The following is a 13,265-nucleotide window of genomic DNA, read 5'->3' on the forward strand; positions in this document are numbered from 1 at the left end:
GATGGGCATCTCCCTCGACGGGAAGGTCGTGGTCATCACCGGGGCCGGGCGCGGCCAGGGCGCCGCCGAAGCCCGGCTGTGCGCGGCGGCCGGGGCGCGGGTCGTCGTCACGGACGTACGGGAGGACGAGGGCCGGGCGGTGGCCGCGGAACTCGGCGGCCAGGGGCTGTACGTACGGCACGACGTGGCCGACGCGGCGAGCTGGGCGGGGGTGGTGGAGGCGGCGGTCGCGGCCTTCGGCACGGTCTCGGCGCTGGTCAACAACGCGGCGCTGTGGCGCACGGCGCACGTGGAGGAGCAGACCCTGGACGGCTTCGAGGCGCTTTTGCGGGTCAACCTGCTGGGGCCGTTCCTCGGCATACGGGCGGTGGCGCCGGTCCTGCGGGCGGGCGGCGGCGGCTCGGTCGTCAACATCTCCTCGACCGCCGGACTGGTGGGGATACCGGGCCACGCGGCCTACGGCTCCACGAAGTTCGGCCTGCGGGGGCTGACCAGGTCGGCGGCGCTGGACCTGGCCGGGGACCGGATCCGGGTCAACTCGGTGCACCCCGGAGCCATCGACACCCCGATGGTCGCCGAGGCGGTCGCCGGCCGGGACTGGTCGCACGTGCCGCTGGGCCGCATGGGGCGGCCGGAGGAGGTCGGGGAGCTGGTCCTCTTCCTCTGCTCGGACGCGTCCTCGTACGTGACGGGCACGGAGTTCACGGTCGACGGGGGGATGACGACGGCATGAGCGAGCCGAGCGATCCGACGGGCACCAGCGGTCCGAACGGCAAGGGCGGTGCGGGGGCTACGGGCGATACAGGCGATACGGGTACTACGGGCGCCGAGGGGGGCCCGAGCCGTCCGGGCGACCTCCTGTCACCGGCGGCCAGGCTGCTGTGCGACGCGATGACGGCCGGTTTCCCCGGCCCCGGCGATCCGGCGGCCCTGCGGGCGGCGGCATCGCGAGGATCGGACGGCGCGGGTCCGTGCGGCCCGGAGGTGGCCTCGGTGTACGACACCGACGCCGCCGGCGTCCCGGTCCGCGTCTACGACCCCGACCCGGGAGCCGAGGGCCGCCCCCTGGCGGTCTACTTCCACGGCGGCGGCTGGGTGATGTGCGGGCTGGACACCCACGACGCCCTGTGCCGGTCGCTGGCGGCGGCCTCGGGAGCGGTCCTGGTCTCGGCGGACTACCGGCTCGCCCCCGAACACCCCTGGCCGGCGGCGACGGACGACGCGCTGGCCGTCCTGCTGTGGGCGCGCGAGCAGGCGCAGGCGCTGGGCTGCGACCCGGCGCGGGTGACGGTGGCGGGCGACTCCAGCGGCGGCAACCTCGCCGCCGTCACCGCACTGCGGGCACCCGGACTCGTCGCGGGCCAGCTGCTGTTCTACCCGGCGCTGGACGCCTCGATGGACTCCGCCTCCGTGGAGGCCTACGCGGAGGGCTACTTCCACACCGCCGCCCACATGGCCTGGTACTGGGACACATACGGCGGCGACCCGGCCCACCCGCACGTCTCCCCGCTGCGCGCCCCCGACCTGTCCGGGCTCGCGCGCACCCTGATCGTCCTCGCGGACTGCGACGTGCTGCGGGACGAGGGCCTCGCCTACGCGCGCAGGCTCGCGGCAGCGGGAGTCGACTGCACGGTCCAGCTCCACCCGGGCGTCTTCCACGGCTTCCTGGGCCTTCCCCTGCCGGCCGGGGCCGCTGCGCTGCGCGCGGCGGCGGAGTGGGTGGCGGCTCCGGAGTGAAGGGGGCGGGGCGGCCGGATTCGAACCGGCGTCCTCCTACAGTGGAGTAGGCGCACTGCCTCTGTGCTACGACCCCGCCCTTGCCGCGATCCTACGAGACCTGCGGGGAGGACCGCACCCGGTATTCCCCGGGCGCGGTCCGCCGGGCCGGGGCCGGGAAACCGCTGGTCAATGCCCCGGCGGTCTCCGTAGGCTCGCCCGCATGCCCACCACCACTCTCTGGCGCCCGACGGGTCCCGCCGAGCTCGACCTGGTCCGTGCCCTCGACTGGCGGGCCTGGCCGCCGCGCCTGCCGGAGCAGCCGATCTTCTACCCGGTCCTCAACGAGGACTACGCGATCCGCATCGCCCGCGACTGGAACGTGAAGCACGACGGAGCGGGCTTCGTGACCCGCTTCGAGGTGGACTCGGCCTTCCTCGCCCGCTACCCGGTCCAACAGGCCGGCGGCGAGACCATCCTGGAGCTGTGGGTGCCTGCCGAGGAACTGGACGAGTTCAACCGGCACATCGTCGGCCGGATCGAGGTCGTGCGCGAGTTCCACCCGGAGTCCCACCCAGAGTCCCACCCGGAGTCCCACCCGGAGTCCCGTCCGGACGGCCCCTGACATGGCGAGGAATGGCCGTATGACCACCCGCGCCCGCTCCTTCGACGCCGCTGCCGCGCTCTACCAGGCGTACCGGCCCGGCTATCCGCCCGAGCTCTTCGACGCCGTCGAAGCGCTCGCCGGGCGGCCGCTCGCCGGGGCGCGGGTGGCCGACGTGGGGGCGGGGACCGGGATCGCCACCGCGCTGCTGCGCGCCCGCGGGGCCGAGGTCCTCGCCGTGGAGCCCGGGGACGGCATGGCCGCCGAGTTCCGGCGGGCCCACCCCGGCATCCCGATCGTGCGGGGCGACGGCGACCGGCTGCCGCTGGCGAGCGGCGCGTTCGACCTCCTCACCTACGCGCAGGCCTGGCACTGGACCGACCCCGCCCGCGCCGTCCCCGAGGCCCGCCGCGTGGTGCGGCCCGGCGGCGCGCTCGCGCTGTGGTGGAACGACCTGGACACCTCCGTTCCGTGGGTCGCCGAGCAGGACGAGCGGATCCGGGCCGTCGTGGCGGAGATCGGGCTGCCCCCGCGCGAGACCACGGACGGGCTCGACATCACCGGCCGGCGGGAGGTGCGGTGGTCGCGGCGGATCCCCCTGGAGGCGCACCTCGCCAACCAGGCCAGCCACTCCGCCTTCCTCCTCCTCGGGGAGGCCCGCACCCGGGAGTTCACGGACGCCGAGCGGGACCGGCTGTCGGCCCTCTTCCCCGACGGGTCCGTCGAGGAGCCGTACGTGGTCAGCCTCACCGTCGCCCGCCTCTGAGCCGGTACTAGGTTGTGCGCATGACAGCGCCACGCCGCCGCAGCGCCTTCGGGATGCTCAACGACCTCCTCGCCTTCCTCCTGGAGGTCTTCGCGCTGCTCGGCCTCGCCCTGTGGGGCTACCGGCAGGGTGGCGGGATGGCCGGCGGAGTGCTGCTCGGTACGGCGGCCGCGGCCGCCGCCGCTCTGCTGTGGGGGGCCTTCGCCGCGCCCAAAGCCCGCTACCGGGTCCCGCTGCCCGCCGTGCTCGCCGTCAAGGCCGTGGTGTTCGGGGCCGCCGCCCTCGCCCTGGTCGGGCTCGGCCTGCGGTCCCAGGCCTGCTGGTTCGCGGCGATCGTTTTCGTGAACACCGCTCTCGTCACGTACTACCGCTCTCGGGACTCCCGCGCCTGAAGCACCTCCGCCCGGCACATCGACGGTGTGCCCCACGCGTCCCGCAACGGCCGGGCCTTGCGCAGCCACAGGGACAGGTCCAGCTCCTCCGTGTAGCCGACCGCGCCGTGGAGCTGCAGGGCGGACAGGGCCGCCGCGTACCCCGCCTCGCCCGCGGTGAGCTTCGCCGCCGCCACATCGCCCGGCGCCAGGGACAGCCCGGCGGCCCAGACCAGCGGCCGGGCGAACTCCAGCCCGAGCAGGGTGTCCGCCAGCCGGTGCTTGACCGCCTGGAAGGAGCCGACCGGCGTCCCGAACTGCGTGCGCTGTTTCACGTACTCGACCGTCCGGGCCAGCAGTGCCTCGCCGACGCCCAGGCACTGGGCCGCCGTCAGCAGCCGGGCCCAGCGCCCCGCCACCGCCGCCGCCTCCCGCACCCGCGGGCCCGCGGCCAGCAGTTCGCCGCCGGCCGCGGGCACGGTCAGCCGGCGCGCCGGGTCCGTCGAGGCCAGCAGCGGTCCGCCGCCGTCCGGCGCCAGCCGGAACTCGCCCGCCTCCGACACCGTGAAGCAGTACGCCGCCGCGTCCGCGTCGAGGGCGTACGGGGACCCGCCCGGCAGCGTCAGCGTCGCCGGGGCCTCGCCCGCGACCAGCCCGGGCAGGAACCGCTTCGCGAGCCCCTCGTCCCCCAGCTCCGACAGCAGTACGCAGACGGCCGCCGTCTCCACCACCGGCCCCGGCACCCCGGCCCGGCCCAGCTCCACGAAACCGAGGGACAGCTCCACGGGGAGCAGCCCCATGCCGTCGTACGCCTCGGGCGCGGCCAGGGCGAACAGGCCCGTGGCGGCGATCCGGGACCAGAGCGCCCGCCCCGGCCCGTGCCCGCCGTCCGCCCAGGCCCGTACCGCCGCGGGGACGTCCGCCGCGCCCAGCAGGGAGCGCAGCATACGGGCGAAGTCCGACTGCTCGTCGGTCGGCAGGAAGCGCATCAGCGGCGGCCCTTCGGGAGGCCGAGCAGCCGCTCGGCGATGATGTCGCGCTGGATCTCGTTCGTCCCGGCGTAGATCGGACCGGCCAGGGAGAAGACCCACGGCTCGGCCCACGCGCCCTCCGCCAGTTCCGCGTCCGCGCCCAGCAGGTCCAGCGCCGTCTCGTGCAGGGCGATGTCGTACTGCGACCAGAACACCTTGTTCAGGCTGGACTCGGCGCCGATCGTCTCTCCGGCCGCGAACCGGGTCGCGCCCGCCCAGGTGAACAGCTGGTAGGCGCGCGCCCCGACCACCGCGTCCGCCACCCGGTCGCGCAGCGCGGTGTCGGCCGGGTCGCCGTGCGAGCGCCACAGTCCGACCAGCCGGTCGGCCGCCGCCAGGAAACGGCCGGGGGAGCGCAGGGTGAGCCCGCGTTCGTTGCCGGTGGTCGACATGGCGATGCGCCAGCCCTGCCCCGGCTCGCCGATCACGTCCTCGTCCGGTACGAAGACCTGGTCGAGGAAGAGCTCCGCGAAGGCCGGCTTGCCGTCGAGCCGGCCGATGGGCCGCACCGTCACCCCGGGCGCGCGCAGGTCGAACATCAGGTACGTCAGACCCTGGTGCGGTTTGGGGGCGTCCGGGTCGGTGCGGAAGATGCCGAAGGCGCGGTCCGCGAAGGCGGCCCGCGAGGACCAGGTCTTCTGCCCGGACAGCAGCCAGCCGCCCTCGGTGCGCACCGCCCGGGACTTCAGCGAGGCCAGGTCGGAGCCCGACTCCGGCTCCGACCAGGCCTGGGCCCAGATCACCTCGCCGCTCGCCATGGAGGGCAGCACCCGGGCCCGCTGCTCGGGCGTCGCGTGGTCGAAGAGCGTCGGGGCGAGCAGGTTGATGCCGTTCTGGGAGACCCGGCCGGGCGCGCCCGCCGCCCAGTACTCCTCCTCGAAGACCAGCCACTTCACGAGGTCCACGCCCCGGCCGCCGTACTCCTCGGGCCAGGACACCACCGACCAGCGGTCCGCGTGCAGCCGCGCCTCCCACTCCCGGTGGGCCGCGAACCCCTCCTCCGTCTCCAGGGAGGGCAGGGGGGAGGGCGGGACGTGCGCGGCCAGCCAGCCGCGGGCCTCCGTCCGGAACGCCTCTACGTCCGGTGTCTGGGTCAGGTCCATCAGCCGTTCGCCTCCTTCATGGCGGCGATGCCGACGCCGCCGAGCGAGTCCGCCGCCGTCTCCGCGTTGTGCGCGTGCGCCAGGTGGTGCAGGCCGAAGACGGAGTCCATGCCGGTGTGCAGGCCCTGGAGGTCCTCGGCCTGGTTGACGGCCCGCTTGGTCAGGGCCAGCCCGAAGCCGGGCATCCCGGCGACGCGCAGCGCGAGCCGGTCGCTCTCCTCGGCCAAGCGGGCCCGGTCCACGACCCGGTTGACCATGCCGACCTCGTACGCGCGCCGGGCGGGCATCCGGTCGCCGGTGTAGAGGAACTCCTTCGCGATGCGCGGGGGCATCACCCACGGGTGGGCGAAGTACTCGACGCCGGGGATGCCCATGCGGACGACCGGGTCCGCGAAGAAGGCGTCCTCGCTCGCCACGATCAGGTCGCAGACCCAGGCCAGCATCAACCCGCCGGCCACGCACGCCCCGTGCACCGAGGCGATCACCGGCTTCGGCAGCTCCCGCCACCGCCGGCACATCCCGAGGTAGACCTCCGACTCCCGGGCGAAGCGGGATTCGGCCCCGGGCCGGTCCGAGTGGTCCCACCACAGGCCGGCCCGCCGTTCGAAGGGGAGGTGGGCGTCGCGCTCCGGGGTGCCGATGTCGTGGCCCGCGGAGAAGTGCTCACCGGCCCCGGCCAGGACGACCACCTTCACCGCGGGGTCGTCGGCGGCGCGGTAGAAGGCGTCGTCCAAGGCGTAGGTCATGGCGCTGTTCTGCGCGTTGCGGTAACGGGGGCGGTTCATGGTCACGTACGCGACCGGGCCGCGCCGCTTGTAGAGCACCACCGGGACTTCGGGCATGCGGATCCTTCCCTAACAAGTGTTTGGTAGGTTAACGTACGGCCATGAGCAGCGTCGAGGAGTTCCGCACCGAGGTTCGGACCTGGCTACGGGCCCACCTCACCGGCGGGTTCGCCGCCCTCAAGGGCCGCGGCGGACCCGGCCGCGAGCACGAGGCCTTCGCCGAACGCCTCGCCTGGGAACGGCACATGGCCGCCCACGGCTGGACCTGCCTCGGCTGGCCCGTCGAGCACGGAGGCCGCGGCGCGAGCGTCGAGGAGCAGATCGCCTTCCACGAGGAGTACGCCCTCGCCGACGCCCCCGCCCGCGTGGGCCACATCGGCGAACAGCTCCTGGGCCCCACCCTCATCGCCCACGGCACCGAAGAGCAGAAACGCCGCTTCCTCCCGCCCATCCGGGCCGTGGAGGAACTGTGGTGCCAGGGCTACAGCGAGCCCGACGCCGGCTCCGACCTCGCGGGCGTCCGCACCCGCGCCGCCCTCGACCCGGAGAGCGGCGAGTGGGTCGTGGACGGCCAGAAGATCTGGACCTCCCTCGCCCACGAGGCCCAGTGGTGCTTCGTCCTCGCCCGCACCGAACCCGGCTCGCGCCGCCACGCGGGCCTGTCCTACCTGCTGGTCCCCATGGACCAGCCCGGCATCGAGGTCCGGCCCATCGTCCAGCTCACCGGCACCTCCGAGTTCAACGAGGTCTTCTTCGACGGCGCCCGCACCGACGCCGCCCACGTCGTCGGCGCCCCCGGCGAGGGCTGGGCCGTCGCCATGGCCACCCTCGGCTACGAACGCGGCGTCTCCACCCTCGGCCAGCAGGTGGGCTTCCGACGCGAACTCGAAGACCTCGCCGCACTCGCCCGCCTGGGCGGCGCACTCGCCGACCCGCTGATCCGCGACCGGCTCGTCCGGGCCTGGATCGGCCTGGAGACCCTGCGCGCCACCGCCCTGCGCTCGGCGGCCGCCCCCTCCATGGCCAAGCTGTACCGGGCCCGCCGGCACCGGGACCTCGGCGAACTGGCCATGGACATCAGCGGAGCCGCCTCGCTCCTCGCGGCCGGCGCGCACGAGGACCCGTACGAGCTCGACGACCGGCAGCGGCTCTTCCTCTTCTCCCGCGCCGACACCATCTACGCGGGCTCGGACGAGATCCAGCGCACCCTCATCGCCGAGCGGATCCTCGGCCTTCCCAAGGAGGTACGGGCGTGACCACCCCCGACCGCGTCCCCGGCCGCGTTCCCGACTACGTCCCCGGCCACGGCATGCTGAAGGACCGCACCGCCGTCATCACCGCGGCCGCCGGCGCCGGCATCGGCGGGGCCACCGCCCGCCGCTTCCTGGAGGAGGGCGCCCGGATCCTGATCAGCGACGCCCACGCGCGCCGCCTGAAGGAGACCGAGGACGCGCTCGCCGCCGAGTTCGGCGCCGGCCGCATCGCCTCCCTCCCGTGCGACGTCACCGACGAGGACCAGGTCCAGGCCCTCTTCGAGCGCGCCGAGCAGACCCACGGCCGCCTCGACATCGTCGTCAACAACGCCGGCCTCGGAGGCACCGCCGCCCTCGTCGACATGACCGACGCACAGTGGTCCCGGGTCCTCGACGTCACCCTGGGCGGCACCTTCCGCTGCACCCGCGCCGCCCTGCGGTCGCTGAAGGCGTCCGGAGGCGGCGGAGTCCTCGTCAACAACGCCTCCGTCGTCGGCTGGCGCGCCCAGACCGGCCAGGCCCACTACGCCGCCGCCAAGGCCGGAGTGATGGCGCTGACCCGCTGCGCGGCCCTGGAGGCAGCCGAGTTCGGCGTACGGATCAACGCGGTCGCCCCGAGCCTGGCCATGCACCCGCACCTGGTGAAGGTCACCAGCGAGGAGCTGCTCTCCGAACTCACCGCCCGCGAGGCCTTCGGCCGGTACGCCGAACCCTGGGAGGTCGCCAACGTGATCGTCTTCCTGGCGAGCGGCTACTCCTCGTACATGACCGGCGAGACCGTATCGGTCAGCAGCCAGCACGCCTAGCCGATGCCCTGGCCGAGAATGGACGCGTGCCAACGAACAAGCCGACCGCCGAAAAGAAGCCTGCTCCGAAGAAGCCGCAGGTGACGGCCTCACCCGAGCGGCGCCGCGAACTCCTCGACACCGCCGCCGAGGTCTTCGCCGCGCAGGGCTACAACGCCACCACCGTCCGCAAGATCGCCGACGCCGCCGGGATGCTCGCCGGCAGCCTCTACTACCACTTCGATTCCAAGGAATCGATGCTCGACGAGATCCTCTCCGCCTTCCTGACCGAGCTGTGGGAGGGCTACGACACCGTCCTCGCCGCCGGCCTCGGCCCCAGGGAGACCATCGAGGCCCTCGTCACCGAGTCCTTCCGGGAGATCGACCGGCACCGCGCCGCCGTCGCGATCTACCAGAAGGAATCCCGCACCCTCTCCGCGCAGCCCCGCTTCCACTACCTGTCCGACTCGCAGGTGAAGTTCGAGAAGGCCTGGCTGGGGACGCTGGAGCGCGGGGTCGCCGCCAAGGTCTTCCGCGCCGACCTCGACATCCGCCTCACGTACCGCTTCGTGCGCGACACGGTGTGGGTGGCGGCGTCCTGGTACCGGCCGGGCGGCCAGCACAGCCCCGAGGAGATCGCCCGCCAGTACCTGTCGATGGTGCTGGACGGGATCGCCCTCCGTACGTAACCCACCCAACCCACCGACCGAGGAGTTGTCCCGATGCCCGAGGCCTACATAGTCGAAGCGGTACGCACCCCCGTGGGGCGGCGGAAGGGCGGCCTGTCGGCCGTTCACCCCGCCGACCTGGGCGCGCACGTCCTGAAGGCACTGGTCGAGCGCTCCGGGGTCGACCCGGCCGCCGTGGAGGACGTGGTGTTCGGCTGCCTCGACACGGTGGGGCCGCAGGCCGGGGATATCGCCCGGACGGCATGGCTGGCGGCGGGGCTGCCGGAGGAGGTGCCGGGGGTGACGGTGGACCGCCAGTGCGGATCCTCCCAGCAGGCCGTCCACTTTGCCGCGCAGGGGGTCCTCTCCGGCACCCAGGACCTGGTGGTCGCGGGCGGCACCCAGAACATGTCGATGATCCCGATCGCCTTCGCCTCGCGGCAGGCCGCCGAGCCGCTGGGCCTCACGCAGGGCCCGTACGCCGGCTCGGAGGGCTGGCGGGCCCGCTACGGGGACGCCCCAGTGAACCAGTTCCACGGCGCCCAGCTGATCGCGGAGAAGTGGGGCATCTCCCGACGGGACATGGAGGAGTTCGCGCTCCGCTCCCACCAGCGGGCGGTGCGGGCGATCGACGAGGGCCGCTTCGCGCGCGAGACGGTGGCGTACGGGGACGTGACGGTGGACGAGGGCCCGCGGCGCGACACCTCGCTGGAGAAGATGGCCACCCTGGCGCCGGTCGTCGAGGGCGGCACCATCACGGCGGCGGTCTCCTCCCAGGTCTCGGACGGCGCGGCGGCGATGCTGATCGCCTCCGAGCGGGCGGTCCGGGAACACGGCCTGCGTCCGCGGGCCCGCATCCACCACCTCTCGGTGCGGGGCGAGGACCCGATCCGCATGCTGTCCGCGCCGATCCCGGCCACGGCGTACGCCCTGAAGAAGACCGGCATGTCCCTGGCCGACATCGACCTGGTGGAGATCAACGAGGCGTTCGCGCCGGTGGTGCTGGCCTGGCTGAAGGAGACGGGCGCGGACCCGGAGCGGGTGAACGTCAACGGCGGCGCGATCGCGCTGGGGCACCCGCTGGGTGCGACCGGGGTGAGGCTGATGACCACGCTGCTCCATGAACTGGAGCGGACTGGGGGGCGGTTCGGGCTCCAGACGATGTGCGAGGGTGGGGGGCAGGCCAACGTGACGATCCTCGAGCGTCTGTAGTCCGCCGGGCGCGGCGCCGTTCCGGGGGCCCTGCCCCCGCACCCCCGCGCCTCAATCGCCGGCGGGGCTGGGGTGGTGTCCTCCGGGTGGGGCCGGAGCGGGGCTTGGGGCGGTGCCCCGCCGGAGTGTCTCCTCGGCTCGCGCACGAAGGCCCGCTTCGACATGTTCCAGGTGGTTGCGCGCTCGTCCTGCGGGGACACTCCGGCGTGTCCCCACCCCAAGCCCCACTCCGGCCCCACCCGGGCCGGGGGTCGCAATCCACGCCCCCGTGCACCGGGCCGGGGCCTGTTGCCTGCTGGTGGAGCGGGGGCACGCCGGGATGTCCCCGCAGGACGAGCGCGCAACCACCCTCAAAGGCTGGTCCGTGCCTTAGTGCGCGAGCCGAGGAGACGTCCCGGAGGGACCCCGCGACCCCGACCGGCAAAGTCGCTCCCGCCCGGAGGGCACCACCCCAGCCCCGCCGGCGTTTGAGGCGAACCGCACCGGCCCGGGGATCGGGGCCCCGGGGGCATTCCAGCCTCGCCGGCGTTTGAGGCGCGGGGTCTGGGGCGGAGCCCCAGGAGCGGGACCGGACCGGCGGTCAAACCCCGCCCCGGGGGCACCACCCAGCCCCGCCGGCGTTTGAGGCGAACCGCACCCGCCCGGGGAGCGGGGCCCCGCCCCGGAGGGCACCACCCAGCCCCGCCGGCGATTGAGGCGCTGGGGGCCGGGGCGGAGCCGGGCCGCGGAGCCCAGGAGGCCGGGCGGAGCCGCCCCCGCCGGGACCCCCGACCCCCCGGGTCGTATCGTGGACCCGGACACCCGGGAAACCCCTCGTCACCCAGCCGCTCCAACGCCGCAGCGGCCCGCAGATCCACCGCCGCACAGGAGCCGCAACCGCCATGGCCGACACCCCCGCCTACCCCGTAGGACTCCGACTCGCCGGCCGCCGCGTCGTCGTCATCGGCGGCGGACAGGTCGCCCAGCGCCGCCTCCCCGCCCTCGTCGCGGCCGGCGCCGAGGTCCTGCTCGTATCGCCCTCCGCCACCCCCTCCGTGGACGCCATGGCCGAGACCGGCGAGATCCGCTGGGAGCGCCGCCGCTACGAGGACGGCGACCTGGCCGGTGCCTGGTACGCCCTCATCGCCACCCGGGACCGCGAGGCCAACGACCGAGCCTCCGCCGAGGCCGAGCGCGAGCGGGTCTGGTGCGTGCGTGCCGACGACGCCGACGCGGCCACCGCCTGGACCCCGGCCACCGGCCGCGTGGAGGGCGTCACCGTCGCCGTGCTCAGCGGCAACGACCCCCGCCGCTCCGCCGCCGTCCGGGACGCGGTCGTCGAGGGGCTGCGCGACGGCTCCCTCACGGCCGCGCGCCCCCACACCCCCGGCGTCTCCCTCGTCGGTGGCGGCCCCGGCGACCCCGACCTCATCACCGTGCGCGGCCGCCGCCTGCTCGCCGAGGCCGACGTCGTCATCGCCGACCGGCTCGGCCCGCGCGACCTGCTCGACGAACTCCCGCCGCACGTCGAGGTCATCGACGCCGCGAAGATCCCGTACGGCCGGTTCATGGCCCAGGAGGCCATCAACAACGCGCTGATCGAGCACGCCAAGGCCGGCAAGGCGGTGGTCCGGCTCAAGGGCGGGGACCCGTACGTCTTCGGGCGCGGCATGGAGGAGCTCCAGGCCCTCGCCGAGGCCGGCATCCCGTGCACCGTCGTGCCCGGCATCTCCAGTTCCATCTCGGTGCCCGGCGCCGTCGGCATCCCCGTCACCCACCGCGGCGTGGCCCACGAGTTCACCGTGGTCAGCGGCCACGTCGGCCCCGACGACCCGCGCTCGCTCGTGGACTGGGCCTCCCTCGCCAAGCTCACCGGCACCCTGGTGATCCTTATGGGCGTCGACAAGATCGGCCTGATCGCCGAGGCCCTCGTGCGCCACGGCCGCTCCGCCGACACCCCCGTCGCGGTCGTCCAGGAGGGCACCACCGCCACCCAGCGCCGCGTGGACGCCACGCTCGCAACGGTCGGCGAGACGGTCCTTGCGCGGGGCGTCCGTCCGCCCGCGGTCATCGTCATCGGCGACGTCGTCCGGGTCGGAACCCCGTCCCTCTGAACCACCCGTGCCCGGCACGGCCGTTGGCACCGCACCCAGGACAAGGCAGTATCACCCTGTGGCAGATCTCATCACCGTCGAAGACCCCGACGACCCGCGCCTGCGCGACTACACGGGCCTGACCGACGTCGAACTCCGGCGCCGGCGCGAGCCCGCGGAAGGCCTCTTCATCGCCGAGGGCGAGAAGGTCATCAGACGCGCCAAGGACGCCGGGTACGAGATGCGTTCGATGCTGCTCTCCGCCAAGTGGGTCGACGTCATGCGCGACGTCATCGACGAGCTCCCGGCCCCGGTCTACGCCGTCAGCCCCGAGCTCGCCGAGCGCGTCACCGGCTACCACGTTCACCGCGGCGCGCTCGCCTCCATGCAGCGCAAGCCGCTGCCGACGGCCGAGGAACTCCTCGCCAGCACCCGCCGCGTGGTCATCATGGAAGCGGTCAACGACCACACCAACATCGGGGCCATCTTCCGCAGCGCCGCAGCCCTCGGCATGGACGCGGTGCTGCTGTCGCCCGACTGCGCGGACCCGCTCTACCGCCGCTCGGTGAAGGTCTCGATGGGCGCGGTCTTCTCCGTCCCCTACGCCCGCCTGGACGCCTGGCCCAAGGGCCTGGACTCGGTCCGCGAGGCCGGCTTCAAGCTGCTCGCCCTGACCCCCCACGAGAAGGCCTCGCCCATCGACGTGGCCGCTCCCCAGTCCCTGGAGCGGGTCGCGCTGATGCTCGGCGCCGAGGGGGACGGACTGTCCACGCAGGCGCTGGTCGCCGCCGACGAATGGGTACGCATCCCCATGGCGCACGGCGTGGACTCGCTGAACGTGGGCGCGGCGGCCGCGGTCGCCTTCTACGCGGTGGCCCAGGGCCGAGGGAGCGCCTAGT

14 protein-coding genes and 1 tRNA gene are annotated in these 13,265 nt (G+C 74.2%); 11 read left to right on the forward strand and 4 right to left on the reverse strand.

Annotated elements, in window-relative coordinates:
- Window position 1 precedes the first annotated feature (1 nt).
- Together ACIP5M_RS32190 and ACIP5M_RS32195 are read left to right on the forward strand one after the other, a co-directional pair.
- Window positions 2-733, forward strand: coding sequence for an SDR family NAD(P)-dependent oxidoreductase (locus tag ACIP5M_RS32190; protein ID WP_401203423.1), 732 nt, complete (start codon window positions 2-4; stop codon window positions 731-733).
- On the forward strand, window positions 730-1,737 hold the full coding sequence (locus tag ACIP5M_RS32195) for an alpha/beta hydrolase (protein ID WP_401203426.1): 1,008 nt from the start codon (window positions 730-732) through the stop codon (window positions 1,735-1,737). The genes ACIP5M_RS32190 and ACIP5M_RS32195 overlap by 4 nt, the downstream gene beginning before the upstream one ends.
- 4 nt (window positions 1,738-1,741) lie before the next feature.
- Here ACIP5M_RS32195 and ACIP5M_RS32200 read toward each other — a convergent pair.
- Window positions 1,742-1,815: transfer RNA gene (locus ACIP5M_RS32200), tRNA-Trp, on the reverse strand.
- A 124-nt stretch (window positions 1,816-1,939) separates the two neighbouring features.
- Here ACIP5M_RS32200 and ACIP5M_RS32205 point away from each other — a divergent pair.
- From ACIP5M_RS32205 to ACIP5M_RS32215, 3 genes are read left to right on the forward strand one after another with little or no spacing between them, the layout of a single operon-like run.
- Window positions 1,940-2,341, forward strand: coding sequence for a hypothetical protein (locus ACIP5M_RS32205; protein WP_401203429.1), 402 nt, complete (start codon window positions 1,940-1,942; stop codon window positions 2,339-2,341).
- A 19-nt stretch (window positions 2,342-2,360) separates the two neighbouring features.
- Window positions 2,361-3,086 (forward strand): class I SAM-dependent methyltransferase, encoded by a 726-nt coding sequence (locus tag ACIP5M_RS32210; RefSeq protein ID WP_401203432.1) that lies wholly within the window; start codon window positions 2,361-2,363, stop codon window positions 3,084-3,086.
- A gap of 20 nt (window positions 3,087-3,106) precedes the next feature.
- The gene (locus ACIP5M_RS32215; RefSeq protein ID WP_401203435.1) at window positions 3,107-3,478 is read left to right on the forward strand and encodes a YrdB family protein; all 372 of its coding nucleotides are present in this window, start codon (window positions 3,107-3,109) and stop codon (window positions 3,476-3,478) included.
- On the opposite strand, the gene ACIP5M_RS32220 is transcribed toward ACIP5M_RS32215, so the two are convergent.
- From ACIP5M_RS32220 to ACIP5M_RS32230, 3 genes are read right to left on the reverse strand one after another with little or no spacing between them, the layout of a single operon-like run.
- Window positions 3,451-4,446 carry an acyl-CoA dehydrogenase family protein gene (locus tag ACIP5M_RS32220; protein ID WP_401203438.1) on the reverse strand — a complete coding sequence of 332 codons (996 nt, stop codon included), beginning with the start codon at window positions 4,444-4,446 and terminating at the stop codon, window positions 3,451-3,453. The genes ACIP5M_RS32215 and ACIP5M_RS32220 overlap by 28 nt on opposite strands.
- The gene (locus tag ACIP5M_RS32225) at window positions 4,446-5,591 is read right to left on the reverse strand and encodes an acyl-CoA dehydrogenase family protein (RefSeq protein ID WP_401203441.1); all 1,146 of its coding nucleotides are present in this window, start codon (window positions 5,589-5,591) and stop codon (window positions 4,446-4,448) included. The genes ACIP5M_RS32220 and ACIP5M_RS32225 overlap by 1 nt, the downstream gene beginning before the upstream one ends.
- The gene (locus ACIP5M_RS32230; RefSeq protein WP_401203444.1) at window positions 5,591-6,433 is read right to left on the reverse strand and encodes an enoyl-CoA hydratase; all 843 of its coding nucleotides are present in this window, start codon (window positions 6,431-6,433) and stop codon (window positions 5,591-5,593) included. Before ACIP5M_RS32230 ends, ACIP5M_RS32225 begins: the two co-directional genes overlap by 1 nt.
- Window positions 6,434-6,477: 44 nt before the next feature.
- On the opposite strand from ACIP5M_RS32230, the gene ACIP5M_RS32235 reads away from it, so the two are divergent.
- From ACIP5M_RS32235 to ACIP5M_RS32260, 6 genes are all read left to right on the forward strand, one after another.
- Window positions 6,478-7,632 (forward strand): acyl-CoA dehydrogenase family protein, encoded by a 1,155-nt coding sequence (locus ACIP5M_RS32235; protein ID WP_401203447.1) that lies wholly within the window; start codon window positions 6,478-6,480, stop codon window positions 7,630-7,632.
- On the forward strand, window positions 7,629-8,435 hold the full coding sequence (locus ACIP5M_RS32240; protein ID WP_401203450.1) for an SDR family oxidoreductase: 807 nt from the start codon (window positions 7,629-7,631) through the stop codon (window positions 8,433-8,435). The genes ACIP5M_RS32235 and ACIP5M_RS32240 overlap by 4 nt, the downstream gene beginning before the upstream one ends.
- Window positions 8,436-8,461: 26 nt before the next feature.
- Window positions 8,462-9,103 (forward strand): TetR/AcrR family transcriptional regulator, encoded by a 642-nt coding sequence (locus tag ACIP5M_RS32245; protein ID WP_401203453.1) that lies wholly within the window; start codon window positions 8,462-8,464, stop codon window positions 9,101-9,103.
- A gap of 33 nt (window positions 9,104-9,136) precedes the next feature.
- Entirely contained in the window at window positions 9,137-10,294 is a 1,158-nt protein-coding gene (locus ACIP5M_RS32250; protein WP_401203456.1) for an acetyl-CoA C-acetyltransferase, read from the forward strand.
- An 881-nt stretch (window positions 10,295-11,175) separates the two neighbouring features.
- A complete protein-coding gene (gene cobA / locus ACIP5M_RS32255; protein WP_401203459.1) occupies window positions 11,176-12,387 on the forward strand; it encodes a uroporphyrinogen-III C-methyltransferase in 1,212 nt (403 codons plus the stop codon).
- Window positions 12,388-12,445: 58 nt separating this feature from the next.
- Entirely contained in the window at window positions 12,446-13,264 is an 819-nt protein-coding gene (locus tag ACIP5M_RS32260) for a TrmH family RNA methyltransferase (RefSeq protein WP_401203462.1), read from the forward strand.
- Window position 13,265: the final 1 nt, after the last annotated feature.

Origin of the sequence: Streptomyces sp. NPDC088762 (genome assembly GCF_044750905.1) — a bacterium.
Taxonomy (GTDB): domain Bacteria; phylum Actinomycetota; class Actinomycetes; order Streptomycetales; family Streptomycetaceae; genus Streptomyces.